Source organism: Nonomuraea sp. NPDC049624, assembly GCF_040675255.1.
Lineage (GTDB): Bacteria > Actinomycetota > Actinomycetes > Streptosporangiales > Streptosporangiaceae > Nonomuraea.
In genome coordinates this window covers 924,104-947,429 of record NZ_JBFAOR010000001.1, presented here as the reverse complement: position 1 = coordinate 947,429, position 23,326 = coordinate 924,104, and the positions used below count along the sequence as shown (strand labels likewise).

Annotated in this window: 22 protein-coding genes; 13 read left to right on the top strand and 9 right to left on the bottom strand. The window is 72.6% G+C overall.

The window, feature by feature from the left end; all coding sequences use genetic code 11:
* Positions 1-150: 150 nt before the first annotated feature.
* The 3 genes from AB0J76_RS05045 to AB0J76_RS05035 all read left to right on the top strand — a co-directional run bounded on the left by AB0J76_RS05045 (position 151) and on the right by AB0J76_RS05035 (position 3,494).
* Entirely contained in the window at positions 151-1,281 is a 1,131-nt protein-coding gene (locus AB0J76_RS05045; RefSeq protein WP_364388801.1) for a sensor histidine kinase, read from the top strand.
* Positions 1,278-1,949: a response regulator transcription factor gene (locus tag AB0J76_RS05040; protein WP_352318318.1), complete on the top strand. Its 672-nt coding sequence runs from the start codon at positions 1,278-1,280 to the stop codon at positions 1,947-1,949. Before AB0J76_RS05045 ends, AB0J76_RS05040 begins: the two co-directional genes overlap by 4 nt.
* A 135-nt stretch (positions 1,950-2,084) precedes the next feature.
* Complete coding sequence (locus tag AB0J76_RS05035) at positions 2,085-3,494, top strand: LCP family protein (RefSeq protein WP_352318320.1); 1,410 nt, start codon at positions 2,085-2,087, stop codon at positions 3,492-3,494.
* A gap of 81 nt (positions 3,495-3,575) precedes the next feature.
* On the opposite strand, the gene AB0J76_RS05030 is transcribed toward AB0J76_RS05035, so the two are convergent.
* Positions 3,576-4,142 (bottom strand): NAD(P)-binding domain-containing protein, encoded by a 567-nt coding sequence (locus tag AB0J76_RS05030; RefSeq protein WP_352318322.1) that lies wholly within the window; start codon positions 4,140-4,142, stop codon positions 3,576-3,578.
* A gap of 115 nt (positions 4,143-4,257) precedes the next feature.
* On the opposite strand from AB0J76_RS05030, the gene AB0J76_RS05025 reads away from it, so the two are divergent.
* Positions 4,258-5,085 carry an alpha/beta hydrolase gene (locus tag AB0J76_RS05025; protein WP_352318323.1) on the top strand — a complete coding sequence of 276 codons (828 nt, stop codon included), beginning with the start codon at positions 4,258-4,260 and terminating at the stop codon, positions 5,083-5,085.
* A 188-nt stretch (positions 5,086-5,273) separates the two neighbouring features.
* On the opposite strand, the gene AB0J76_RS05020 is transcribed toward AB0J76_RS05025, so the two are convergent.
* Positions 5,274-5,444 (bottom strand): DUF3073 domain-containing protein, encoded by a 171-nt coding sequence (locus AB0J76_RS05020; protein ID WP_352318325.1) that lies wholly within the window; start codon positions 5,442-5,444, stop codon positions 5,274-5,276.
* 86 nt (positions 5,445-5,530) lie between these two features.
* Here AB0J76_RS05020 and AB0J76_RS05015 point away from each other — a divergent pair, with 86 nt between their 5' ends.
* Entirely contained in the window at positions 5,531-5,863 is a 333-nt protein-coding gene (locus AB0J76_RS05015; protein ID WP_090938046.1) for a metalloregulator ArsR/SmtB family transcription factor, read from the top strand.
* On the opposite strand, the gene AB0J76_RS05010 is transcribed toward AB0J76_RS05015, so the two are convergent.
* Positions 5,856-6,419, bottom strand: coding sequence for a hypothetical protein (locus tag AB0J76_RS05010; protein ID WP_352318327.1), 564 nt, complete (start codon positions 6,417-6,419; stop codon positions 5,856-5,858). The genes AB0J76_RS05015 and AB0J76_RS05010 overlap by 8 nt on opposite strands.
* A 76-nt stretch (positions 6,420-6,495) precedes the next feature.
* Between AB0J76_RS05010 and AB0J76_RS05005 the strand changes: the two genes are divergently transcribed.
* Genes AB0J76_RS05005 through AB0J76_RS04995 form a run of 3 tightly spaced genes read left to right on the top strand, consistent with a single transcriptional unit; the run spans position 6,496 to position 8,849 of the window.
* A complete protein-coding gene (locus tag AB0J76_RS05005; protein WP_352318329.1) occupies positions 6,496-7,008 on the top strand; it encodes a PadR family transcriptional regulator in 513 nt (170 codons plus the stop codon).
* Positions 7,009-7,018: 10 nt separating this feature from the next.
* A complete protein-coding gene (locus tag AB0J76_RS05000; RefSeq protein WP_352318330.1) occupies positions 7,019-7,897 on the top strand; it encodes a 1,4-dihydroxy-2-naphthoyl-CoA synthase in 879 nt (292 codons plus the stop codon).
* A gap of 34 nt (positions 7,898-7,931) precedes the next feature.
* Positions 7,932-8,849 carry an aminoglycoside phosphotransferase family protein gene (locus tag AB0J76_RS04995; protein WP_352318332.1) on the top strand — a complete coding sequence of 306 codons (918 nt, stop codon included), beginning with the start codon at positions 7,932-7,934 and terminating at the stop codon, positions 8,847-8,849.
* Between the two features lie 4 nt (positions 8,850-8,853).
* Here AB0J76_RS04995 and AB0J76_RS04990 read toward each other — a convergent pair whose 3' ends face one another.
* Both AB0J76_RS04990 and AB0J76_RS04985 read right to left on the bottom strand, forming a co-directional pair.
* Positions 8,854-9,501, bottom strand: coding sequence for an HPP family protein (locus tag AB0J76_RS04990; RefSeq protein WP_352318333.1), 648 nt, complete (start codon positions 9,499-9,501; stop codon positions 8,854-8,856).
* A 12-nt stretch (positions 9,502-9,513) separates the two neighbouring features.
* Positions 9,514-10,374 carry an alpha/beta hydrolase gene (locus AB0J76_RS04985; protein WP_352318334.1) on the bottom strand — a complete coding sequence of 287 codons (861 nt, stop codon included), beginning with the start codon at positions 10,372-10,374 and terminating at the stop codon, positions 9,514-9,516.
* 97 nt (positions 10,375-10,471) lie between these two features.
* On the opposite strand from AB0J76_RS04985, the gene AB0J76_RS04980 reads away from it, so the two are divergent.
* Positions 10,472-10,993 (top strand): CGNR zinc finger domain-containing protein, encoded by a 522-nt coding sequence (locus AB0J76_RS04980; RefSeq protein ID WP_352318336.1) that lies wholly within the window; start codon positions 10,472-10,474, stop codon positions 10,991-10,993.
* 78 nt (positions 10,994-11,071) lie between these two features.
* On the opposite strand, the gene AB0J76_RS04975 is transcribed toward AB0J76_RS04980, so the two are convergent.
* Positions 11,072-11,986, bottom strand: a complete 915-nt coding sequence (locus tag AB0J76_RS04975; RefSeq protein ID WP_352318481.1) for an NADP-dependent oxidoreductase — start codon at positions 11,984-11,986, stop codon at positions 11,072-11,074.
* 155 nt (positions 11,987-12,141) lie between these two features.
* Here AB0J76_RS04975 and AB0J76_RS04970 point away from each other — a divergent pair, with 155 nt between their 5' ends.
* Genes AB0J76_RS04970 through AB0J76_RS04960 form a run of 3 tightly spaced genes read left to right on the top strand, consistent with a single transcriptional unit; the run spans position 12,142 to position 19,653 of the window.
* Positions 12,142-12,693, top strand: coding sequence for a hypothetical protein (locus tag AB0J76_RS04970; protein ID WP_352318337.1), 552 nt, complete (start codon positions 12,142-12,144; stop codon positions 12,691-12,693).
* The gene (locus AB0J76_RS04965; RefSeq protein ID WP_352318339.1) at positions 12,693-14,789 is read left to right on the top strand and encodes a flotillin family protein; all 2,097 of its coding nucleotides are present in this window, start codon (positions 12,693-12,695) and stop codon (positions 14,787-14,789) included. Before AB0J76_RS04970 ends, AB0J76_RS04965 begins: the two co-directional genes overlap by 1 nt.
* Before the next feature lies 1 nt (position 14,790).
* Positions 14,791-19,653, top strand: coding sequence for a DNA repair ATPase (locus tag AB0J76_RS04960; protein ID WP_352318341.1), 4,863 nt, complete (start codon positions 14,791-14,793; stop codon positions 19,651-19,653).
* A gap of 152 nt (positions 19,654-19,805) precedes the next feature.
* On the opposite strand, the gene AB0J76_RS04955 is transcribed toward AB0J76_RS04960, so the two are convergent.
* Together AB0J76_RS04955 and AB0J76_RS04950 are read right to left on the bottom strand one after the other, a co-directional pair.
* Positions 19,806-21,509 carry an ABC-F family ATP-binding cassette domain-containing protein gene (locus AB0J76_RS04955; protein WP_352318343.1) on the bottom strand — a complete coding sequence of 568 codons (1,704 nt, stop codon included), beginning with the start codon at positions 21,507-21,509 and terminating at the stop codon, positions 19,806-19,808.
* Positions 21,510-21,667: 158 nt separating this feature from the next.
* Complete coding sequence (locus AB0J76_RS04950; protein WP_352318344.1) at positions 21,668-22,108, bottom strand: MarR family transcriptional regulator; 441 nt, start codon at positions 22,106-22,108, stop codon at positions 21,668-21,670.
* Positions 22,109-22,307: 199 nt separating this feature from the next.
* Here AB0J76_RS04950 and AB0J76_RS04945 point away from each other — a divergent pair, with 199 nt between their 5' ends.
* Positions 22,308-22,457 carry a hypothetical protein gene (locus AB0J76_RS04945; RefSeq protein ID WP_352318346.1) on the top strand — a complete coding sequence of 50 codons (150 nt, stop codon included), beginning with the start codon at positions 22,308-22,310 and terminating at the stop codon, positions 22,455-22,457.
* On the opposite strand, the gene AB0J76_RS04940 is transcribed toward AB0J76_RS04945, so the two are convergent.
* On the bottom strand, positions 22,419-23,297 hold the full coding sequence (locus AB0J76_RS04940; protein ID WP_352318347.1) for a 4-hydroxy-tetrahydrodipicolinate synthase: 879 nt from the start codon (positions 23,295-23,297) through the stop codon (positions 22,419-22,421). The two genes, AB0J76_RS04945 and AB0J76_RS04940, sit on opposite strands and share 39 nt — an antisense overlap.
* Between the last annotated feature and the right edge of the window lie 29 nt (positions 23,298-23,326).

Here is a 23,326-nt window from a genome sequence, read left to right as displayed (position 1 = left end):
CGCGGGACGGGCCGGAGTCGTCCTGCCCGGGATGACTTCCGCGGCTACGGCACGGGGCGCAGAGGCGGGCGGAGTACGACGGCGGGAGTAGTCCCCCATTCCGCCCACGTGAGGACGATTATCGACACATCAGGCTTTACTGTGCTTGGCATGAGCTTGCGATGGCACCCCGCCGTCATGGACGCGGCGCTCGCGGCCGTGGTGGCCGTGCTGCTGACGGCGACCGTGGTGGCCACGCCGGACGCGGGGCCCGCGGACTACGCCGCCGTGCTCGCCGGGTCGTTCGCGCTCGTCGCCTGGCGGCGGGCGCCGATCCCGGCGCTGCTGGTCACCACGCTGTGCATGCTGGTCTACTCCGCGCACGCGCAGCCCGGCCCGCCGGCCGCCTTCCCTGTGATGGTGACCGTGTTCGCCACGGTCAGGGCCGGTCACCGGGCGCTCGCCACGGCGGCCGGCGCGCTGTTCCTGGGCGGGACCCTGGCGGTCAACCTGGCCTCCCCCGACGGGCAGACCGCGCAGGAGATCGTGCAGAAGACGACGCTGCTGCTCGGCTGGTTCCTGGCGGCCGGGGTGACCGCGACCGTGACCCGGCACCGGCAGGCCTACCTCGTGCAGGTCGAGCAGCGGGCCGCCGAGGCCGAGCGGACCCGCGAGGAGGCGGCGCTGCGCCGGGCCGGCGAGGAGCGGCTGCGCATCGCCAGGGAGCTGCACGACTCGCTCACCCACACCATCTCGGTCATCAAGGTGCAGGCGGGCGTGGCCGTGCACCTCGCGCGCAAGCGCGGCGAGGAGGTGCCGGCGGCGCTGCTGGCCATCCAGGAGGCCAGCGGCGAGGCCATGCGCGAGCTGCGCGCCACGCTGGAGGTGCTGCGCGAGGACGACGACGCTCCCGCCGCCAGCGGCCTCGACCGGCTCACCCACCTGGTCGAACGGGCCCGCTCGACCGGCGTCCCGGCCACGGTGACGGTTACCGGCGACCGCCGCGACCTGCCGGCCGAGGTCGACCGGGCGGCCTACCGGATCGTCCAGGAGGCGCTGACCAACGTCTCCAAGCACGCCGGGCCCGCCACCGCCTCGGTACGCGTCGACTACGGCGAGGAGGAGCTGATCGTGCAGGTGGACGACGACGGCCGCGCGAACGGCGGCCCCTGCGACCCCGGCGTGGGCCTGCTGGGCATGCGCGAGCGCGTCACGGCCCTCGGCGGGCGGCTGGCGACCGGGCCGCGTCCCGAGGGCGGGTTCACCGTGCGCGCCGAGCTGCCGCTGCAGGAGGCCCGGTGATCCGCGTGCTGCTGGTGGACGACCAGGCCCTCATCCGCGGCGGCTTCCGCGCCCTGCTGGAGGCCGAGGACGACATCGAGGTCGTCGCCGAGGCCGCCAACGGGGAGCAGGCGATCGCCCTCGCCCTGGAACACCGCCCCGACGTGGCGCTCGTGGACGTGCAGATGCCCGTCATGGACGGCATCGAAGCCACCAGGCGCATCGCCGCCGACGACCGCCTGGCCGAGGTCCACGTGGTGATCCTGACCAACTACGGCCTGGACGAGTACGTCTTCCACGCGCTGCGCGCCGGCGCGAGCGGCTTCCTGGTCAAGGACACCGAGCCCGCGGACCTGCTCCAGGGCGTCAGGGTGGCCGCCCGCGGCGACGCCCTGCTCTCCCCCGCCATCACCCGCCGCCTGATCGGCGAGTACGTCGCCCGCCGCCCCGAACCCGAACCCCAGGGCCTGGACGTGCTCACCAACCGCGAACGCGAGGTGACCGCCCTTGTCGCCCGCGGCATGTCCAACGACGAGATCGCCGCCCAGATGGTGATCAGCCCGACCACCGCCAAGACGCACGTCAGCCGGGCCATGACCAAGCTGCACGCCCGCGACCGCGCCCAGCTCGTGGTCTTCGCCTACGAGTCCGGCCTGGTGACCCCGCGCGAGCGCGGACGCGAGGCTTGACCGTCAAGGAACACGGTCCCTCCGCATACCCGTCCCGGACTGAGTACACTCGGGCACGTTCAACGGCCGAGACTTGTACGGCGAGGCTCTTGGCCCGGGGCGGTGGCCCCTCGGCCCCCGTCCCTCTGGAGTCACGTGAGCAGCGGGCTTGTCGATGCTCCGCCCTCCAGCGACCCCGGCGCCCCCAAGCGGCGCCGCCGGCGCTGGCTACGCTGGGTGATCGCGATCGCGGTCGCCGTCGTCCTGCTGGTCGCCGGCGTGGCCGTCGGCGTCACCGCCAAGCTCAGCGGCAACCTCAAGCGCTCCACGGTCACCAAGGAGGACCTCGGCGAGACGCGGCCCCCCAAGGTCGCCACCTCGGCGATGAACGTCCTGATCGTGGGCTCCGACCAGCGCGACGGCAAGAACGCCAGGTACGGCCGCCGCATCGCGGGCGAGCGCACGGACACGATCATGCTGGCGCACGTGTCGTCCAAGCGGGACAACGCCATGGTGATCAGCTTCCCGCGCGACTCGCTGGTCCAGCTGCCCGCCTGCCGGGCCACGGGCGGCCTGCCCGGCCAGCAGCCGCACCTGGGCATGATCAACGAGTCGTTCAACTCCGGGGGCATCGCCTGCACCTGGAAGACGATCGAGTCGCTCACCCGCATCCACATCGACCACTTCGTGAAGGTCGACTTCACCGGCTTCAAGAGCATGGTCAACGCCGTGGGCGGCGTCGAGGTCTGCCTGCCCTCGCCGGTGAACGACAAGAAGGCCCTGCTCCACCTGCCCGCCGGGCGGCAGACGCTCAACGGCGAGCAGGCGCTCGGCTACGTCCGCGCCCGCTACAGCCTCGGCGACGGCTCCGACATCGGGCGCATCCAGCGGCAGCAGATGTTCATCGCCTCGATGCTCAAGAAGGTGATGAGCGGCGAGACGCTCACCGACCCGTCCAAGCTGTTCGGCTTCCTCGACGCCGGCACCAAGTCGGTGACCGTCGACGACGACCTGTCGGTGGGCGTCATGAAGGACCTCGCCACCAGCCTCCAGGGCCTCAACGCCGGGCAGATCCGGTTCATCACCACCCCCTGGCACTACTCGCTGACCCAGCCGGGCCGGGTCGAGTGGGTGCAGCCGCAGGCGGGCCGGCTGTTCCAGATCGTCGCCAGGGACCAGAGCGTCCAGGGCGTCAAGGGCGGCCAGGCCAAGGTGGGGCGGTCGAAGATCCAGGTCGAGCTGCGCAACGGCACCTACCGCGGCGGCCTCGGCACGCAGGTGGCCGCGTTCCTGGAACAGCGCGGCTACCACATCAGCAAGATCGGCGACACGGCCAGGAAGCCGCAGGCGAAGACCACGCTGCTCTACGGCCCCAACGCCGAGACGCGGGTGCCCACCCTCACCAACGACCTGCTCGCCGCCACGCCGAAGCTGGTCCCCGGCGCCCGGACGAACCACCTGGTGCTGGTGCTCGGCGACGACTGGAAGGGGCTCAAGCCGCTGCGCGCCGACGACACCGAGGCGATCAAGGGCTTCGACGCCACCCACGACACCTGCGCGGCCTGACCGGCCCACCCTCGGCTCCCTCAGGCCCATCCCGGCTCACGCAGGGCCGGCCGGGCCCAGCCCCGCTCGGCCCGGCCCGGCTCACAGGGCGTCGGCCAGGCCGCCCCCGTCGATGGCGGTGAAGCCGGCGTCCTCGATGAGCGGCACCACGGCCTTCTTGGCGGCCTCGTCGTCGCCCCAGTAGGGCATGTCGGCCCGCGGGCCGCCCCGCTGCCCGGCCGTGCCCAGGTCCAGCAGCTCGTTGGGGTACTTGGTGTTGAACGTGCGCACCAGCCGCACCTCGCGGCCGAGCACGTGCTGCTGGTACTGCGGGCTGGTGAGCCCGTCCGGCACGGCCACCACCGCCTCGGCGCCGTCGAGCCGGGTGATCGGGTTGCTGGGGTCGATGACGATCTTGCCGCCCAGCGCCGCGCCCAGCTCCTCGACCACGGTCGGGAACGCCTCCCACCACACCGCCATGACGACGACCTCGCCGAAGCGCGCCGACTCGATCGGCGAACCGACGCCCGACTGCCCCTCGGCGGCGGCCGCGGCCTCCTCGGCGAGGGCCGGCCGGGCGTCGCTGAAGAGCACGTCGTGGCCGGCCGCCGCGAACAGCCGGCCGAGCGGCGCGCCGAGCCGGCCCGAACCCACGATTCCTACGCGCATGTCTGGATCTCCTTGTCGGCCGATCGGCACCTGCCCATCGGCCTTCCCCGCATGCCTGGCTTTGCGCCTGCGCCGCGAGATCTTTGCCCGCCGGTGATCCCTACACTCGTCGTCCATGAACGATCCCGACGTCCACGAGCTGCGCAGGGGCAGCGCCGAGCGGGCGCACCTGCGTGCGCGGGGGCCCGAGCTGCCGCGGGTGAGCGACCTGGCCGGGCCGCGCGGGCTGCCGCTGCGGCACTACCGGCCCGCGCGGGAGCGGCGGCCGCTGGTGGTGTACGTGCACGGCGGCGCGTGGGTGTTCTGCGGCCTGGACACGCACGACCGGATCTGCCGCCTGCTGGCCCGCGAGTGCGGGGTGGAGGTGCTGGCCGTGGACTACCGGCTGGCGCCCGAGCACCCGTACCCGGCGGCCGTCGAGGACGTCGTGGACGTGCTGCGCGCGGCCCGTCCGGTGGCGGTGGCCGGGGACAGCGCGGGCGGCTACCTGGCCACGATGGCCTGCCTGGCGCTGCGGGACGCGGGCGACCCGTTGCCCGCCGCCCAGATCCTGGTCTGCCCCAACACCGACCTCACGCTCTCCTGCCCCAGCGTGCGGGAGAAGGGCACCGGTCACGGCCTCGACGAGAGCTTCCTCGCCTGGGCCGTGCGGCAGTGGGCGCCCGACCCGGCGCGGCGCGGCGACCCGAGGCTGAGCCCGCTGCTCGTGCCCGACCTGAGCGGGATGCCCGCCACGCTGGTGGTCACCGCCGAGCACGACGCCCTCAGGGACGAGGGCGAGGCCTACGCCCGCCGGCTGGCCGAGGCGGGCGTGCCGGTCACGTGCCGCAGGGAGCCCGGCCTCACGCACGGATTCCAGCAGAACGCCGACCCGGTGTCGCAGGCCGCCACCGGCCGCCTGCTCGCCGACGCGCGCCGGCTGCTCGAAGCGGTGACGGGCTAGCAGCCCGCCGGACCACTGCGGCCCGCCCCGCACCCTGCGGCACGCCGCCGGGCGGGCACGGGATCGGGCCCGGGATCAGGCACGACATCGGGCACGGCAACACCGCCTGGAACTCGCGGCGACCGGTCAGGCGCCGGAGGCCAGGCGGCCCGAGAACGTCGCGGACGCCCCCGCGAAGCCGGCGCGCGTCATTGCGCGCGCTCGGACTCCTGCTCGGGCGCCGTAGACGTGTACATCTCCTCGCGTGGCGAGTCCGCGCCCAGCTCCTCGCGCAGCCGGTCGTAGTCGATGTTGTGGTTGGCGTACTTCAGCTGGCGAGCGACCTTCGTCTGCTTCGCCTTGGCTCTTCCTCGGCCCATGGCTACTCCCTAGTCCCCGCTGTCATGCTATCCAACAACATGGTGACTTGAAGAATTATGCAACTGCGCTCGATTAGTCTTGCAATATGCACGTGGAGGTCCACCAGGCCAAGGCCGACTTCTTCCGGACACTCGGCCACCCCGCTCGCATCAGAGTGTTGGAGCTACTCCAGGAAGGTCCACTGCCCGTCAGGGACCTGCTGGCCCAGATCGACATCGAGGCGTCGAGCCTCTCACAGCAGCTGGCGGTCCTGCGCAGGGCCGGGATCGTGAGCGCAATCCGCGAAGGCAGCACGGTGGTCTACACCCTGGCCACTCCCGAGCTGGCAGACCTGCTCGGCGCCGCCCGCCGCATCCTCACCGACATGCTGGCCGACCAGGGGGAGCTCCTGGCCGAGCTGCGGGCGGAGGTCACTTAGCGGCGGCCTCGGCGCGGCGCCTGACGACCTTCGGGTACCGGGCGGTGAAGACGGCGGGGACGACGAACGAGAGCACCTTGATCGCGATGACGACCGTGGTGGCGTGGGGGGCCGCAGCCAGCACGAACGTCAGCGAGACGGCGGCGAGCGTGAACGCCGCCGCCCACACCGTCGTGATCACCACGTTGACGCGGCGGAACGCCTGGGTCTCCCAGATCTCCTTCGGCGCCATCGTGCGCGCGATGCCCAGCGTGAACGGCTTGCCGATGGCCAGCGAGCCCCAGGCGGTGCCGGCCAGCCACACGTTGACCAGCGCGGGCCCGTACGGCGTGAGCGGCGAGTGCGGGGCCGCCAGGGAGAGCACCGTGAGCAGGGCGAAGAAGGCGGCGGCGCTCGTCTCGATGACGATCTCGTCCCAGGCCCGGCCGGACCGGCGGTCGATGGCCACGAGGGCGAGGGCGATCACGAGGCCGGTGATGGCGCCCCAGCGCCACTCGTCGCCGGTGGCGATGACCGCGTAGACGACCCAGGGGAGGAAACCGAGCAGACCGCGCATCGCGCAACTCCTTTGACATTCCTATGTAGACATGTCGAATGTAGAACCTCCTGTGGAGATATGTCAATATAGGAATATGAGCTTGAGACACGCCGTGCTTGGTCTGCTCGCCGAGGGCCCGGCCAGCGGCTACGACCTGCTGAAGACCTTCGACGTCTCATTGTCCAACGTCTGGCCGGCCACGCAGAGCCAGCTCTACGCCGAGCTCGGCAAGCTGGCCGACGCCGGGCTCGTGAGCGTCGCGGCCGAGGGCCCCCGCGGCCGCAAGGAGTACGCGATCACCCAGGAGGGCCGGGCCGAGCTGCGCCGCTGGATCATCGAGGTCGAGCCGGTCCGGGTCGGGCGCAGCGACATGCTGCTGCGCGTGTTCTTCCTCGGCCAGGTCGATCCCGAGCAGGCCCGCGCCTACCTGCGCCGGCAGGCCGAGGTGGTGGGCAAGCACATGGAGCACATGGAGGCCATCAAGGGCTTCGTCGAGAGCGGCCAGGACAACCTGTCGGTCTACGGCCGGCTCGCCCTGGAGTACGGCCTGCGGCTCGGGGCCGCCCAGAAGGCGTGGGCCGAGTGGGCCGAGGGGCAGATCCGTTAGGCTCGCCTCCATGGTCTCCGAGCTGTTCGATCCGAAGATGTGGCAGGCAGTCGAGGGCTTCGACTTCACCGACATCACCTACCACCGGGCCCTCGACCAGGGCACGGTGCGGGTCGCGTTCAACCGGCCCGAAGTGCGCAACGCCTTCAGGCCCCAGACGGTCGACGAGCTCTACCGGGCGCTCGACCACGCCAGGCAGGCCACCGACGTCGGCTGCGTGCTGCTCACGGGCAACGGCCCCTCGCCCAAGGACGGCGGGTGGGCCTTCTGCTCCGGCGGCGACCAGCGCATCAGGGGCAAGGACGGCTACCAGTACGCCGACGGCACCCCCGCCACCGGGCGGCTGCACATCCTGGAGGTGCAGCGCCTGATCCGGTTCATGCCCAAGATCGTGATCTGCGTGGTGCCCGGCTGGGCCGCGGGCGGCGGGCACAGCCTCCACGTCGTGGCCGATCTCACCCTGGCCAGCGCCGAGCACGCCCGCTTCAAGCAGACCGACGCCGACGTGGCCAGCTTCGACGGCGGCTTCGGCTCGGCCTACCTGGCGCGGCAGGTCGGGCAGAAGTTCGCGCGCGAGATCTTCTTCCTGGGCGACACCTACAGCGCGGCCGACGCCCACCGCATGGGCATGGTCAACGCCGTCGTCCCGCACGCCGAGCTGGAGGCCACGGCGCTGGAGTGGGCGCGCAAGGTCAACGGCAAGTCGCCCACCGCGCAGCGCATGCTGAAGTTCGCCTTCAACATGATCGACGACGGGCTGGTCGGGCAGCAGGTGTTCGCGGGCGAGGCGACGCGGCTGGCGTACATGACGGACGAGGCGGCCGAGGGGCGCGACTCCTTCCTGGAGAAGCGGGCGCCCGACTGGTCGCCCTTCCCCTGGCACTTCTAGCCGCGGGCGCCCCGGCCGGAGGCAGACTGGGGCGATGAGGATCATGGTTCCCGAGGCGTTGACCGCATCACACGTGAAGATCGACGGCGAGCGGGGGCGGGCCTGGTCGGCCGGCCTGCCCGCGCTGGCCGAGCGTTACCTGGAGGAGTGGGGGCTGCGGCTCGACGAGGGCCGCCCCATGCACGGCGTGGTCTCCCTCGTGCTGCCCGTCGTGCGGGAGGACGGCACCAGGGCGGCGCTCAAGCTCCAGCCCGTCACCGACGAGAACGCCACCGAGGCGCCGGGCCTGCGCACGTGGGCCGGGAAGGGCTCGGTGCTGCTGCTCGACGACGACCCCGAGACCGGCGCCCTGCTGCTGGAACGCCTCGACTCCGGCCGCCCGCTGTCGGCCGTCCCTGACGACACCGAGGCGCTGACGATCCTGACCGGGTTGCTGGGCCGGTTGACCGCCTTCCCCGCCCCGCAGGGGCTGCGCCGGTTGGGCGACATCGCCGCGCAGATGCTGGCCGACGTCGATCGCGCGGCGGCCGCGCTGCCCCGCGAGCAGGACAGGCACTGGCTGCGCTGGTGCGCCGACGCGGTCGCCGAGCTCGTCGGCGAGCCGGGCGACCGGCTGCTGCACTGGGACCTGCACTACGACAACGTGCTGGCCGCCGAGCGGGAGCCGTGGCTCGCCATCGACCCCAAGCCGCTGGCCGGTGACCCCGGCTTCGACCTGTGGCCCGCCCTGGACAACCGCTGGGACGCCGTCGTCGCCACCGGCGACCCGATCAGGGGCGTGCTGCGGCGGTTCGACCTGATGGTGGACGGGCTGGGCCTCGACCCCGCCAGGGCGGCCGGCTGGACCCTCGGCCGGATCCTGCAGAACGCCCTCTGGGACGTCGAGGACGGCGAGCACGAGCTCAACGACGTCGCCCTGGTGATCGCCGAGGCCATGCGCCGCCGCCAGTGACGGGTCACCGCCAGTAGGCGGGGTATCGGCGGCCCGGCAGCGCCCTTCCGAGCGCCACCCCGGCGACGATCACCACGAGGCTGGCGACCAGGACCGGGTCGAGCAGGTACACCGGGTCGGGGGCGGTGAGCCCGACCAGCGCCGCCGTGGCCCCGGCCGGCGGGTGAGGGGCCCGCAGCAGCAACATCGGGGCCGTGGAGAGCGCCGCCGCGGCGACCGCCGTCCACACCGAGGGGCCGGTGAGGGCGGTGAGCGCCAGGGCGAGCGCGGCGGCGCTCAGGTGGCCGAGGAGGATGCTGCGCGGCTGGGCGAACGGCGCGGCGGGCGCCAGGGCCACGATCCCGGCGGAGGCGGCGAACGGCAGCGCGAACAGCTCCATGCCGGTGAGGCCGGCCAGCAGGGCCAGTAAGGACAGTCCGGCCAGCGCCGCCGCGGTGGCCAGGGCCACCGCCCTGGCGGACGGCCGGGCGGGCGCCCCCGACGTCCCGGCCCACCCCCGCCTCCGGGAGGGCGGCGGCCCGGCCGCCGGGCCCGCCGCGCGCCCGTGGGGGGCGGGGGCGGGGCGGGAGCCCAGGGATCGGTGCGCGTGGACGGCGGCGGCGGACAGGCCGGTGCGGGCCGTGGTGTTCCCGCGGCGGCGGGGCTGGCTCATCGGAGGCTCCCGTCAGTCGGAGAGGCGGCGGAGGAAGTCGCGGACCAGGGCCGCGATCTGCGGGCCGCGCGTCTCCAGGGCGAAGTGGCCGGCGTCCAGGAGCTGGATCTGCGCGCGCTTGGTGTCCCGGTCGAAGGCGAGGGCGCCGTCGGGGCCGAAGATCTCGTCGTGCCGGCCCCACACGGCCAGCACCGGCGTCTGGTGCGTGCGCAGGTACTCCTGCCACTGCGGGTAGAGGCCCGGGTTGCGGCCGTAGTCCACGAAGAGGGCGAGCTGGACGGCGTGGTTGCCGGGCCGGTCGAGACGGGCCTGGTCGAGGGCCGCCTTGTCCGGGTTGACCATGGCGGCGTCGGGGACGCCGTGCGTGTACTGCCAGTGGGTGGCCTCGGGGGTGAGCAGGCCGAGCAGCGCGGAGGTGTTCTCCTCGGACGGGTCGGCCCACGCCTTGCGCAGCGGCTCCCAGAACGGCGTCAGACCCTCCTCGTACGCGTTGCCGTTCTGGGTGACGATGCCGGTGACGCGCTCCGGGTGCCGGACGGCGAGGCGGAAGCCGACGGGGGCGCCGTAGTCGTGCACGTAGAGCGCGTACCTGGTGACGCCGAGGGTGTCCAGGAGAGTGTCCACCACGTCGGCCAGGTGGTCGAAGCTGTACTCCCACTCGTCGGCCGCGGGGGCCGAGCTGTGGCCGAAGCCCGGGTAGTCGGGCGCGATCAGATGGAACTCGTCCGCCAGGTCGGCGATCAGCTCCTGGTAGGCCACCGACGAGGTCGGGAACCCGTGCAGCAGCACCAGCGTGGGCGCCGACGGGTCACCGGCCTCCCGGTAGAACACGTCGAGGCCGTCCACCACAGCGGTGCGGTACCGAACAGTCATCTCATCCTCCAGCTATAACCGGCTAAATCCGTTTTGCTGGTTAAGTGATAGCATGGCGATGGATAACCGGTCAAATCGCTTTTGGGGGTTAGAGGCAGTGAGGATACGGCCGCTTCGCGACGAGCCCATGGCGCTCGACCTGGTCGACACCGTCTGGGTGGAGCACGGCGCCCTGCTCGACCAGTTCGACGACCTGGAAGGCGTGCGCTCCTGGCTCGGCGACCACGGCCTGCCGGGCGAGGACGACCTGGAGCGGGTGCGCGACCGGCTCGTCCGGACGCGGGACGCGCTGCGCGGCTCGCTCGAAGGCCGGGGGCACGACGCGCTCAACGCGGTGCTCGCCGAGGGCTCGACCAGGCCGCGGATGGACGACGACGGGCCGCGCGAGACCGTCGTGGTGAGCGATCCGGCCTGGGAGGCGGCCTGGACGGCGGCCGCCGACTTCGTCCGGCTCCTGCGCGAACGTCCCGAACGGCTGCGCAAGTGCGCGAACCCGGCCTGCGTCCTGTGGTTCCTCGACGTGAGCAAGAACGGCAGCCGCAGGTGGTGCTCGATGGAGGTGTGCGGCAACCGCGCGAAGGCGGGCCGGTTCAACCAGCGCCACAGGAACGCCGTCTGAACCGCGAAGGCGGGCCGGCTCGACCGGCGTCACAGGAACGCCGTCCGAACCGGCCCGCCCGGAAATCGGGGCGGACCTCTAGTCCGTCACCAAGACGACCTTCCCCCGGCCGTGGCCGGTCTCGATCTCGCGGTGGGCGTCGGCGGCCTCCTCCAGCCGGTACGTCCGCCGCACCGGGAAGGCGAAGCGGCCCTCGGCGTACAGGGCGGCGTACCGGCCGAGCCGTTCGGCCGTGCGCTCGCCCTGGACGACCTTGACGCCCAGCTCGGCCGCCCGGCCGTGCTCGACCAGCGTGACGATGCGCCCGCGGTCGGCGACCAGGTCGAGCGAGACCTCCAGGGCGTGGCCGCCGGCGCCGTCGAGGGCCGCGTGCACGCCGCCGGGGGCGAGCGCGCGCACCCGGTCGGCGAGCCCGTCACCGTAGGCGACCGGGATCGCGCCGAGGTCGCGCAGGTGGTCGTGGTTGGCTTCGCGGGCGGTGCCGATCACCGTGGCGCCGCGCATGCGGGCGATCTGCACGGCCGCCGTGCCCACGGACCCGGCCGCGCCGTGCACGAGCAGCGTCTCGCCGGCGCCGACCGCCAGGGCGTCGAGGGCCAGCTCGGCCGTCTGCACGCCGGAGGTCAGCCCGCCGGCCACCTCCCAGGGGATCCCGGCGGGCTTGGGCGCCACGTCGGCCGCCGGGACCACGATGTACTCGGCGTAGGCGAACAGGCGCGAGAACCCCAGCACCTCGTCCCCGGCCGACACCCCGGCGACCCCGTCGCCCACCTGGTCGACCACGCCGGCGAACTCGTTGCCCGGGATGCGCGGCCAGGGCACCTCCCCCAGGTACGGCGGCAGCCACCCCGCCCGTACGGCCGTGTCGAACGGCTGCACGCCGGCCGCCCGCACGCGGACGCGCACCTGTCCCCGGCCCGCCTGCGGCGCGGGCACCTCCATCACCTTCAGCACCTCGGGGCCGCCCGGCTCGGCGAACGCGGCCGCCCTCATCACGTCAGTCATGTCGTCGAGCGTGCTACCTCAACCGCCCTTGAGGTCAAGTCGGCCAACTTTCGATATGAAGTCGGGAACTTTCCCCTTTAGTCGCGCTTTATATGTATATAGTCCGTCAGGACACACCGGGGGATGGGGCAAACCGAGGGTTGATGACCGAGTTCTTCCACGCCGCTCTGGGCTTTCCGACCGTCATTTTCACTTTCCTCCTCGCGGCCGTCCTGGCTTATTGGCTGGCCGTCATCGCGGGCCTGCTGGATCTCGACCACGACGCGCCATGGCTGGGGTTCGGCGGCGTCCCCGCCGGAATCGTCATCTCCCTGCTGGTCGCGGTCGCGTGGCTGCTGAGCCTGGTCGGCAGCCAGGTGCTGCCGGACGCCGCGCTGGCCGCCGTGCCGTTCGCCGCGGCGGCGGGCGGCTGGCTCGCCACGCGCGCCCTGATCAGGCCGCTGCGCAGGGCGTTCCAGGACGGCGGGCAGCACTCGCGAGGCGACCTCGTGGGCCGCCCGTGCGTCATCCGCACCGGGGCCGCCACCCCCGACTTCGGCCAGGCCGAGGTCACCGCCGAGGACGGCTCGACCGCGGTCGTCCAGGTCCGGACGACCGGACGGGACCGCCTGGGCCGCGGCGACAAAGCACTCATCTTCGAATACGACAAAGACGGCGAATTCTTCTGGGTCATGCCCTACGAAAGCGAGATCTGATGGACGTCATCTCCACGGGCTTCGGCGTATTTCTCGCCGTCGTCCTGGTCATCGTGATTGGCCTGCTGGTCATCATCGGCCGCCTTTTCCGCAAGGTGGAACAGGGCAAGGCGCTGATCGTGTCGAAGGTCAACAAGGTGGACGTGACGTTCACCGGCGCCATCGTGCTGCCGGTCGTCCACAAGGCCGAGACCATGGACATCTCGGTGAAGACCATCGAGATCACCCGTACCGGCCGTGAGGGGCTGATCTGCCGGGACAACATCAGGGCGGACATCAAGATCACGTTCTTCGTCCGGGTGAACAAGACCGCCGAGGACGTCATCAAGGTCGCCCAGGCCATCGGCACCGCGCGGGCCAGCGACGAGAACACCCTCCAGGAGCTGTTCAGCGCCAAGTTCTCCGAGGCGCTGAAGACGGCCGGCAAGCAGCTCGACTTCGTCGACCTCTACACCAAGCGGGACGAGTTCCGCGACGAGATCATCCGGCTCATCGGCACCGACCTGAACGGCTACAGCCTCGAAGACGCCGCCATCGACTACCTGGAGCAGACCGCGCTCACCCAGCTCGACTCCAGCAACATCCTGGACGCCCAGGGCATCAGGAAGATCACCGAGCTGACCGCGCTGGAGCACGTACGGACCAACGAGTTCCAGCGGGCCGAGGAGAAGGAGATCACCCGCCAGAACGTGGACGCCCGCGAGGCCATCCTGGAGCTCCAGCGCCGCCAGGCCGACGCCGAGCTCAAGCAGCGCCGCGAGATCGAGACCGTCAAGGCCCGCGAGGAGGCGGAGATCGCCCGCGTGCAGGCCGAGGAGCGGCTGCGCGCGCAGACGGCCGGCATCAAGACCGACGAGCAGATCGGCGTGCAGCGCGAGAACCAGGCCCGCGAGGTGGCGGTCGCCGAGAAGAACCGCGAGCGGGTGATCGCGATCGAGAGCGAGCGCATCGAGAAGGACCGCCTGCTGGAGGTCATCGCCCGCGAGCGGGAGACCGAGCTGTCGCGCATCGCCAAGGACAAGGAGGTCGAGACCGAGAAGCGGTCGATCGCCGAGGTCATCAGGGAGCGCATCGCGGTCGACAAGACGGTGGCCGAGCAGGAGGAGAGCATCAAGCGGCTGCGGGTGGTCGAGGAGGCCGAGCGCACCCGTCAGCAGGTGATCATCGCGGCCGAGGCCGAGGCGCAGGAGAACCTGGTCAAGGACATCAAGGCGGCCGAGGCCGCGGAGGCGGCCTCGAAGTTCAGGGCCCGCGAGGAGCTGGTGCTGGCCGAGGCCCGGCAGCAGGCCGCCGAGCTGGAGGCGCGGGCCAAGATCCGGCTCGCGGAGGGCGTGCAGGCCGAGTCCGCCGCGGCCGGGCTGGCGCAGGTGCAGGTCAAGGAGCGCGACGCGGACGCCATCGAGAAGGTCGGCCGCGCCGAGGCCCTGTCCCTGGGCGAGAAGCTGCGGGCCGAGGCCGAGGGCGCGCGGGCCATGGCGCTGATCGAGGGCGACCGGCTCAAGGCGCAGGCCGAGGGCGAGCAGGCCATGGCGCTGGCCGGCGCCACCGCGATCGGCGAGAAGCTCAAGGCCGAGGCCGAGGGCCTGACCCAGAAGGCCGCCGCGATGGCCGCCCTGGACGAGGCCAGCCGGGGCCACGAGGAGTACCGCCTGCGCCTGGAGGCCGACAAGGAGATCAGGCTCAAGCACATCGACGTCACCCGCCAGGTGGCCGAGTCGCAGGCCAGCGTGCTGGCGGCGGGGCTGGCCAAGGCCAACATCGACATCGTCGGCGGCGACACGATGTTCTTCGACAAGGTGGTCGGCTCGATCACCACGGGCAAGGCGGTGGACGGCTTCGTCGGCCACTCGACCGTGGCCGGGGCCCTCGCGGCGCCGTACCTCAACGGGACGGCCAGCCTGGCGGCGGACATCGCGAGCGTGGTCGGCGGGGTGCGCACCGAGGACATCAAGAACCTGACCGTCTCGGCCCTGCTCATGCGGCTCATCCAGGACGGCGGCCCCCAGTCGTCGGCGCTCGGCGAGCTGCTGGAGACCGCGCGCCGGCTGGGCGTGGCCGACTCCCCCGTGGCCGCGCTGGCGGCGGCGAAGGGCTGACGTGAGCACCACCGAGCTGGAGGCCGGGACCTACGAGGTTCTCCGGAACCGTCTCCAGGCGCAGGCCAAGGCCCTCGCGGTGGCGGCGGAGGAGGTCAACGGGCAGCGGCTGCGCGTCTTCGGCGGCGCGGAGCTGCGCCTGCTCGGCACCGAGCGGATCAGGACCGAGAACAACTGCGTCCCGAGGGACATCGTCTCGCTGGGCGAGGTGATGTTGTTCGGCTACAACGTCTTCATCGGGCTCAAGCCCGAGACGACCGTGGCCGACGTGTTCGCCGTGCACCGCTTCACCAGGGACGGGGACGCGTTCACGTTCGAGACCGGGAAGCTGGAGACGCTGGAGGAGCCGGCGTTCAGGAAGGACTTCGCCGAGCTGTACCGGTACTACAAGGAGACCAGGCTCCAGCAGCTGCGCCGGGTCGAGGGCAAGCTGCTGGCGGTGTTCCGGACGGGCCCGGCGGACACGCGGGTGCTCAGGTGGGCGGTCAGCAACGGCGGTGTCCCGAAATATCTGGATAACAGGGGTGAGCGGGACCACGTCTTCCCCCCGTCCCACGACTTCGAGTGGACGCCGACCACCCGCGACGACCACGTGCTCGGCCGCCATCCGCACATCTCCATCGAGGGCGAGGTCTTCGTCGAGACGATCGGCGGCGACCTCACCATCAAGGTCGAGAACAACACCGAGACCGGCGCCGGCGTCTACTCCGAGCCGGTCGCCGAACGCCTCCAGTCGCTGGCCGACGCCGACGTCGAGTACGCCAGGGTCGGGCCGCTCGTCCTCATGCGGATCAGGCCGTACAAGGAGCCGGACTGGCGGCATCTGGTGTTCAACACCCGTACCAAGGCGGTGACCAGGCTCGACGGCATCGGCCAGTCCTGCCAGCGGCTGCCCGAGGACCAGGGGCTGATCTTCCCGGGCGGCTACTACCTGGCCACCGGCATCAGCAAGACCTTCGACACGGACGTGACGGACCTGGAGTTCGAGCGGGTCGTGCGCTCGCCCAACGGCGAGGACGTCCTGTACGTCTTCCACGCCCGCGGCGACGGCCGCTCGCTGCTGCTGCCGTACAACGTGATCAGGAAGGAGGTGGCCAACCCCATCGTCTGCCACGGGTACTCCCTGTTCGACGACGGCACGATGGTGGTCTTCCGCGCCCTCTCCGAGGAGCCGACCCGGGTCCACCCGATGCAGGTGTGGCAGACGCCGTACGTGTCCGACACCTACGCCGCCGCCCAGCCCGCCGGGACCGGGCCCCTGGAGCGCATCGGCAACGCCGAGCTGGTGCGCGGCATCTCCGACTGCCTGTCCGTGGCTCGCATGGTCGAGGAGATGGCGGCCTCGGAGGCCACGTTCGAGGCCCTGATCGCCGCCTGCACCCGCGCCGCCGACTCCTACCACTGGCTCGGCGAGCACGGGCTCGCCGCGCCGCTCGCCGACGTGCGCGCCACCGCCGAGCAGGTGCTCGACGAGTACGAGAACGTCGAGCAGCTCACCCGCCAGGCCGCCGACACCCTGGCCGCGGCCGCCGAGGAGACCACCCATCTGGTACGCGCGGCCGCCGCCGACACCCCCGCCGGCGCCGACGCCTGGGTCACCACGCTGGCCGGCCTGCGCCGGCAGCAGGGCCGCCTGGTGACTTTGCGCGACGTCCGCTACCTGGACCTCGCCCGCCTGGACGAGCTGTCCGCCGCCGTGACCGCGGAGCTGGCCGCGACCGGCAGGCGCGCGGTCGCCTTCCTGGAGGGCGCGGAGGCGTTCACCGCCTACCACGTGGCGGTCGAGCGGCTGGCCGCCGACGCCGCCGCGATCGCGACCGTGGCCGAGGCCGCGCCGGTCGCCGACCGGCTGGCCGAGCAGGCGGAGGGCCTGGAGGTGGTGACGGAGGTCGTCGGCTCGCTGGAGATCGCCGACGCCACGGTCCGCACGTCGATCCTGGGCCGGATCGCCGAGGTGCTGGCCGGGGTGAACCGGGCGCGGGCCGTCCTCGACGGGCGGCGGCGCGAGCTGCTCGGCTCGGAGGGCCGCGCGGCCTTCGCCGCCGAGTTCGCCCTGTTCGGGCAGGCCGTCTCGGGCGCGCTGGCGATGGCCGACACGCCGGACAAGTGCGACGAGCAGCTCGGCCGCCTGATGCTCCAGGTGGAGAACCTGGAGGCGCGGTTCGGCGAGTTCGACGACTTCGCCGCCCAGCTCGCGGGCAAGCGGGACGAGGTCTACGAGGCGTTCTCGGCCAGGAAGCAGACCCAGCTCGACGGCCTGGCCCGGCGGGCCGACCGGGTCTTCGCCTCGGCCGAGCGCATCCTGGGCAGCGTGACCAGGCGGCTGGCGTCGCTGGGCTCGATGGACGAGGTCAACACGTACTTCGCCACCGATCCGATGGTCGGCAGGGTCCGTACGGCGGCGGCCGAGCTGCGTTCCCTGGGCGACGCCGTACGGGCCGAGGAGCTGGACGGCCGGGTCAAGGCGGCCCAGCAGGAGGCCGGCCGCGCCCTGCGGGACCGGCTGGACCTGTTCACCGACGGCGGCGAGACGCTGCGCCTCGGCCGTCACCTGTTCGCCGTCAACACCCAGCCGATCGACCTGACGCTGGTCCCGCACGACGGCGAGATGCACTTCGCGATCACCGGCACCGACTACCGCGCGCCCGTGCCGGCGTCCTTCGCCGACACGCGGCCGTTCTGGGATCAGCTGCTGGTGTCGGAGACGCCGGAGATGTACCGGGCCGAGCACCTGGCCGCCTCGCTCCTGGACTCCGCGGAGCCCGGCGCTGCCCTGGCCGACCTGGTACGCCAGGCTGCCGAGCAGCGCTACGACGAGGGCTACGAGCGCGGCGTGCACGACCACGACGCGATCCTCGTCCTGGAGAGCCTGGTCCGCCTGCGCGAGGGCGCCGGCCTGCTGCGCTACCCGCCCGAGGCCCGCGCGGCCGCGCAGCTCTTCTGGGCCTTCGGCACGGACGAGGTTTCACGTAAAACATTGGCCACCAGGGCCGCCTCCCTGGTCCGCGCCCGCGCGGTCTTCGGCCGGACGCCCGCCCTGGAGGCGCTGGCCGCCGAACTCGGCGCCCGGATCGCCGCCTTCTCCCCCGCCCAGGACATCGGCCGGGACACCGGCCGGAACACCGGGCAGGACACCGGGCAGGACACCGGCCGGGGCACCGGGCAGAGCACGGCCGCGCTGGCCGGTGAGTACCTGGTCGAGGAGCTGGGCGCGACGCCGTCCGGCTTCGTGACCGGCAAGGCGGCGCGCGACCTCCTCGACGGCTTCAGGCAGGCGCTCGGCCCGGCCAGGACGCGCGAGTTCGAGGAGGAGCTGGCCGCGCTGCCCCTGCCCGAGCGGCTGCAGCTCGCCCATGCCTGGATCGGCGCCTACCGCGAGGGCCCCGAGGTGGCCGAGGCGGTCGCCGTGCTCCTGTGCGACCTGCCCCGCCACGACTCCGGCGCCGCCGTCGAGGAGACCGTCGAGGGGCTGCTCGGCGCGCATCCGCGCGTGCAGGACCGCAGGCTGCGGGTCAGGCTCGACGAGCTGCTGACCAGGGCGCGCGCCTTCAGGCAGGACCGGGTCCCGGCCTACCGGGCCTACCAGCGCCGCCGCAACGAGCTGATCGAGCAGGAACGCCGCCGGCTGCGCCTGGAGGAGTACCGGCCCAAGGTCATGAGCGCGTTCGTCCGCAACCGGCTGCTGGACGAGGTCTACCTGCCGCTGATCGGCGACAACCTGGCCAAGCAGCTCGGCGCGGCGGGCGCGGGCAAGCGCACCGACCAGATGGGCCTGCTGCTGCTCATCTCACCGCCCGGCTACGGCAAGACCACGCTGATGGAGTACGTCGCCAGCCGCCTCGGCCTGGTCTTCGTCAAGGTGAACGGCCCGGCGCTCGGCCACGGCGTCACCTCGCTCGACCCGGCCGACGCCCCCGACGCCACGGCCAGGCAGGAGGTCGAGAAGATCTCCTTCGCGCTGGAGAGCGGCAACAACACCCTGCTCTACCTGGACGACATCCAGCACACCTCGCCGGAGCTCCTGCAGAAGTTCATCTCGCTGTGCGACGCCCAGCGCCGCATCGAGGGCGTCTGGAACGGCCGGACCCGCACGTACGACCTGCGCGGGAAGCGCTTCGCGGTGTGCATGGCGGGCAACCCGTACACCGAGTCCGGGCAGCGCTTCCGCATCCCGGACATGCTGGCCAACCGCGCCGACGTGTGGAACCTGGGCGACGTGCTCTCCGGCAAGGACGAGCTGTTCGCGCTGAGCTACGTGGACAACGCGCTGACCTCCAACCCGGTGCTCGCCCCCCTGTCGGGCCGCGACCGGGCCGACGTCGAGCTCCTGGTACGCCTGGCCAAGGGCGACCCGGCCGTCCGCCCTGACCAGCTGCGGCACCCGTACGGCAAAGCCGAGCTGGAGCAGGTCCTCGGCGTGCTGGGCAAGCTGGTGCGGGCGCAGGAGGTGGTGCTGGCCAACAACGCGGCCTACATCGCGTCGGCGTCCCAGGCGGAGGCGTCCAGGACCGAGCCGCCGTACCGGTTGCAGGGGTCGTACCGGAACATGAACAAGCTGGCCGAGCGCATCGTGCCCGCCATGAACGACGAGGAGCTGGAGGCGGTGATCGACGACCACTACCTGGGCGAGGCGCAGACCCTCACCCAGGACGCCGAGGCCAACCTGCTCAAGCTGGCCGAGCTGCGCGGCCGCCTGACCCCCGCCCAGGCGGCACGCTGGGCGGAGATCAAGGCGGCCTACCTCAGGGCCAGGGCGCTCGGCGGATCCGGCGACGACCCGATGACCAGGGCCGTGGGCGCCCTCGGCCTCCTCGCCGACCGGGTGAGCGAGGTGGGCACGGCCATCAGGGAGTCGGACCGCTGACCGCGACCGTCAACGGCCCGGTCCCTGAGCCCAGCGGCCCCGGCCGTCAGGAGGCCCTGAGTGCAGCGGGTCCGGACGTCACGGGCCCGTTCCCTGAGCGGAGCGGGTCCGGACGTCACGGGCCCGTTCCCTGAGCGGAGCGGGCCCGAACGTCAGCGGGTCCGGTCGCTGGGCGGGGCCGGGGTGAGCTCCAGGTGGGTGCCGGTGAAGGCGGCGCGCAGGCGGCGGTCGTGGGTGACGACCACCAGCGCGCCCTCGTAGTGAGCCAGCGCCTCCTCGAGCTGCTCCACCAGCATCGGCGACAGGTGGTTGGTCGGCTCGTCGAGGAGCAGCAGGTCCACCGGGTCGGTGACCAGGCGGGCCAGCTCGACCCGGCGGCGCTGCCCGTACGAGAGGTCGGCCAGCCGCCGCCGCAGGTCGTCCGGACGGAACAGGCCCAGGCCGAGCAGCCGGTCGGCGTGCTCGTCCGGGCTGCCCGGCCGCCCCTCGGCGAAGGCCGCGAGGACGGTGCGGTCCAGCCGGGCCGCCCGTTCCTCCTGGCGCAGCAGGCCGGCCCGTCCGGTCCGGCGTACGGTCCCCGCGTCGGGACGCAGCTCGCCGGCCAGCACCCGCATGAGCGTGGTCTTGCCCGCGCCGTTCGGCCCGGTGACGAGCAGCCGCTCCCCCCGCCGTACGGCGAGCCCGTCGATCCGCAACCGCCCCGCCACCCGCACCCCGTCGAGCACGACCACCATGGACCGCGGCCCCACCCCGCCCGCATCGGCCCCGCCCTGGAGGCGTTCCGGCAGACGCACATCGGCCGGGACGACCACGTCGGGATGTTCCGGCAGGTGCACGTCGGCGGGGGGCGGGGCGGTGATGGCGGCGGTGAAGCGGAGTGGCACGGGGGGCGGCGGGACCGGGTGCTCTTCGAGCCACCGCATCCGCGCGCGCGACTGCCGGACGCGCCCGGCGGCGCCGTGCGTACGCGACCGCGCCCGCCATGCGCCGGTGCCCATCCCGGCCTGCACCATCGCGCGCGGGATGGCCGCCAGCCGCCCCGCGTTGGCCGCCACCAGCCCGGCGTGCCGGGCCAGCTCGGACCGCCACTCCTCGTGGGCCCGCACGTGCGCGGCCCGTTCGGCGGCCTTGGCCGCGAGGTAGCCCGAGTAGCCGTCGCCGTAGCGGCGCACCCGCCCGTCGGAGACCTCCAGGATCACCGTGGTGACCCGGTCGAGGAACGCGCGGTCGTGGCTGATCGCGACGACCGTGCCGCGGTGCTCGCGCAGGTGCTGTTCGAGCCAGGCGACGGCCTGGTCGTCCAGGTCGTTGGTCGGCTCGTCGAGCAGCAGCAGCTCCGGGGCGGCGGCCAGCGTCGCGGCCAGGGCGAGCCTGGACCGCTCGCCGCCCGACATCGTCGCGACCGGGCGGCTCCGGTCCAGGCCGGGCAGGCCCAGGCCGTGCAGCGCGACGTCCACCCGGGTGTCGGCCTCGTAGCCGCCGCGCGCCTCGAACTCGGCGACGGCGGCGGCGTAGGCGTCCAGGTCGGTGCCGGCGAGCGCGCGCATGCGCGCCTCGATCTCGCGCAGCTCGGCCAGGGCCAGATCGACGACGTCGGCCACGGTGGCGTGCGCCGGCAGCTCCAGCGACTGCGGCAGGTGCCCCACGCCGCCGGGCGCGGTCACGGTCAGCTCGCCGTTGTCCGGACGTTCGACGCCCGCCATGAGCCTGAGCAGCGTGGACTTGCCCGAGCCGTTGTCGCCGATCACCCCGGCCTTCTCGCCGGGCCGGACGGTGAGCGACACCCGGTCCAGGACGACGCGGGTGTCGTAACGCTTGGTGATCTCGTTCAGCGCCAATTGGGCAGCGGTACGCATAGAGGCTCCACCTCCTTGTCTCAACGCGGATATGACCGGTACGAGGCGCGGCGGAGCGGTCGGCTCAACGCGTGCGCGCCTCGGGCGTGAGAATCACAGGAAGCAGTAACCCATAGCGCCGGACACCGTAGCCCAGAAACGGGATTGTGTACAGCCCCTTATTCGGTGCGCAGCGACGCGGTGGCCTCCCGTTGCAGGGCCGTGGACCGCCGGAGGAAGTCGACGATCAGGGCCAGCTCGTCGTCGGTGTAGCGGTCGTACAGGCCGGACATCGCGGCCACGAACGGCTCGAACAGCTCGCCGAAGCCGGCCAGCCGCTCCCAGTTGATCTCGACGATGACCCGGCGCCGGTCCTTGGTGTCGCGCACCCGGCGGACCAGCCATTTGGCCTCCAGCCGGTCGATCAGCCCGCTGACGGAGGCCGGGGCGAGGCCCGTGTGCTGGGACAGCTCCCCGGCGGTCAGCGGCCCGAGGCGCTGGAGCAGGTCGAGCGTCTTCTCCTCGGTCATCCCCAGGCCCAGCCGCTCGCCCATGGCGCTGTGGTACATGACCGCGGCGTTGCTGCTCTCCCGGCCCGCCTCGACCAGTTCGTCCAACAATTTCTTTCGATGCTCCGAAGTATCCCTGGACATCCCGCCACCCGTGCTCATATATTTCGTTCGGCCGAACGAAAGGATACCAGCATGAAGGCTCTGTTCATAGGCTGCGGCATCGGCGGTCCCGTCACGGCGATGGCCCTTCAGGCGGCCGGCGGCGTTCGAGCGGTTCGAGGCCGAGCGGCGGCCCAGGGTCGAGCGGGTGGTGGCCTACTCCAGGACGATCAGCAACAGCAAGGCCGCGGGCCCGGTCGGCCGGGTCCTCCGCGACCTGATGCTGCCGATGTTCCTGAAGCGGAGCGCGAGCCAGGAGTCACTGGCCTGGATGTACCGCCACCAGGTCGGCCTGTGACACCGCGGCGGCGGAGGCGGGCAGCAGCGGCAGCCGCACGTCCGGCGTCGGGATCAGGCCCCTGGCGTGCAGGACGCCCTTGATCACGGTCGGGTTGGGCTCGGCGAAGAGCGCGCGGGAGACCTGGGCCAGCCGGTGCCCGAGCGGGCGCGCGGTGGCCACGTCCCCGGCCAGCCAGGCGTCGACCAGCTCGACGAAGCTCCTGGTCAGCACGTGCGCCGAGGCCAGGATGCCGCCGGTGGCGCCGAGCGCGAGCAGCGGCGAGACGAACGCGTCGTCGCCGCCCAGCACCTCGAAGCCGTCGGGCAGGTCCGCGAGCAGGTCCACCGTGTCCTGGTCGATGCCGCCGGCGGCGTACTTGACGCCCGCGATGTTCGGGTGCTCCCCGATGGCCCGCAGCGTCGCGGCACCCACGGCCTGCCCGGTCCGGTAGGGAATGTGGTAGATCACCAGCGGCACGGGTGACGCCTCGGCCAGCGCCTTGAAGTGCGCGATCACGCCGCGCTCGCCGGGCCGCAGGAAGTACGGCACGGTCACCAGGGCCGCGTCCACCCCGGCGGGCAGTTCGCGCAGCGCGGCGGCGGTCGTGCGGGTGTCGTTCCCGGTCACGCCGACGGTGAGCAGTGCCCGGCGCTCGGCGCACACGCGCGCGCAGGTCTCGACCACCAGGGCCCGCTCGCCGGGGTCGAGGGCGGCCACCTCGGCCGTCGTGCCCAGCGCCACCAGCCCGGCCGCGCCCTCGTCGAGCATCTGCCGGGCGAGCTTCTCGACCGCGTCGGCGGCCACCTCCCCCAACGACGTGAACGGCGTGACCAGCGGTACGTGGATTCCTCTCAGCATGCTTCGAGCCTGCCGCCCGCCGACCTGTT

Excerpts from the sequence above, each read along its gene's own strand:
- AB0J76_RS04985 (WP_352318334.1), bottom strand. The coding sequence starts at position 10,374 with ATGACTGTTCGGTACCGCACCGCTGTGGTGGACGGCCTCGACGTGTTC.
- AB0J76_RS05000 (WP_352318330.1), top strand. The coding sequence starts at position 7,019 with ATGGTCTCCGAGCTGTTCGATCCGAAGATGTGGCAGGCAGTCGAGGGC.
- AB0J76_RS04975 (WP_352318481.1), bottom strand. The coding sequence starts at position 11,986 with ATGAGGGCGGCCGCGTTCGCCGAGCCGGGCGGCCCCGAGGTGCTGAAG.
- AB0J76_RS05005 (WP_352318329.1), top strand. The coding sequence starts at position 6,496 with ATGAGCTTGAGACACGCCGTGCTTGGTCTGCTCGCCGAGGGCCCGGCC.
- AB0J76_RS05025 (WP_352318323.1), top strand. The coding sequence starts at position 4,258 with ATGAACGATCCCGACGTCCACGAGCTGCGCAGGGGCAGCGCCGAGCGG.
- AB0J76_RS04990 (WP_352318333.1), bottom strand. The coding sequence starts at position 9,501 with ATGAGCCAGCCCCGCCGCCGCGGGAACACCACGGCCCGCACCGGCCTG.
- AB0J76_RS05030 (WP_352318322.1), bottom strand. The coding sequence starts at position 4,142 with ATGCGCGTAGGAATCGTGGGTTCGGGCCGGCTCGGCGCGCCGCTCGGC.
- AB0J76_RS05015 (WP_090938046.1), top strand. The coding sequence starts at position 5,531 with ATGCACGTGGAGGTCCACCAGGCCAAGGCCGACTTCTTCCGGACACTC.
- AB0J76_RS04970 (WP_352318337.1), top strand. The coding sequence starts at position 12,142 with ATGACCGAGTTCTTCCACGCCGCTCTGGGCTTTCCGACCGTCATTTTC.
- AB0J76_RS05045 (WP_364388801.1), top strand. The coding sequence starts at position 151 with ATGAGCTTGCGATGGCACCCCGCCGTCATGGACGCGGCGCTCGCGGCC.
- AB0J76_RS04955 (WP_352318343.1), bottom strand. The coding sequence starts at position 21,509 with ATGCGTACCGCTGCCCAATTGGCGCTGAACGAGATCACCAAGCGTTAC.
- AB0J76_RS05010 (WP_352318327.1), bottom strand. The coding sequence starts at position 6,419 with ATGCGCGGTCTGCTCGGTTTCCTCCCCTGGGTCGTCTACGCGGTCATC.
- AB0J76_RS04940 (WP_352318347.1), bottom strand. The coding sequence starts at position 23,297 with ATGCTGAGAGGAATCCACGTACCGCTGGTCACGCCGTTCACGTCGTTG.
- AB0J76_RS04965 (WP_352318339.1), top strand. The coding sequence starts at position 12,693 with ATGGACGTCATCTCCACGGGCTTCGGCGTATTTCTCGCCGTCGTCCTG.
- AB0J76_RS05020 (WP_352318325.1), bottom strand. The coding sequence starts at position 5,444 with ATGGGCCGAGGAAGAGCCAAGGCGAAGCAGACGAAGGTCGCTCGCCAG.
- AB0J76_RS04995 (WP_352318332.1), top strand. The coding sequence starts at position 7,932 with ATGAGGATCATGGTTCCCGAGGCGTTGACCGCATCACACGTGAAGATC.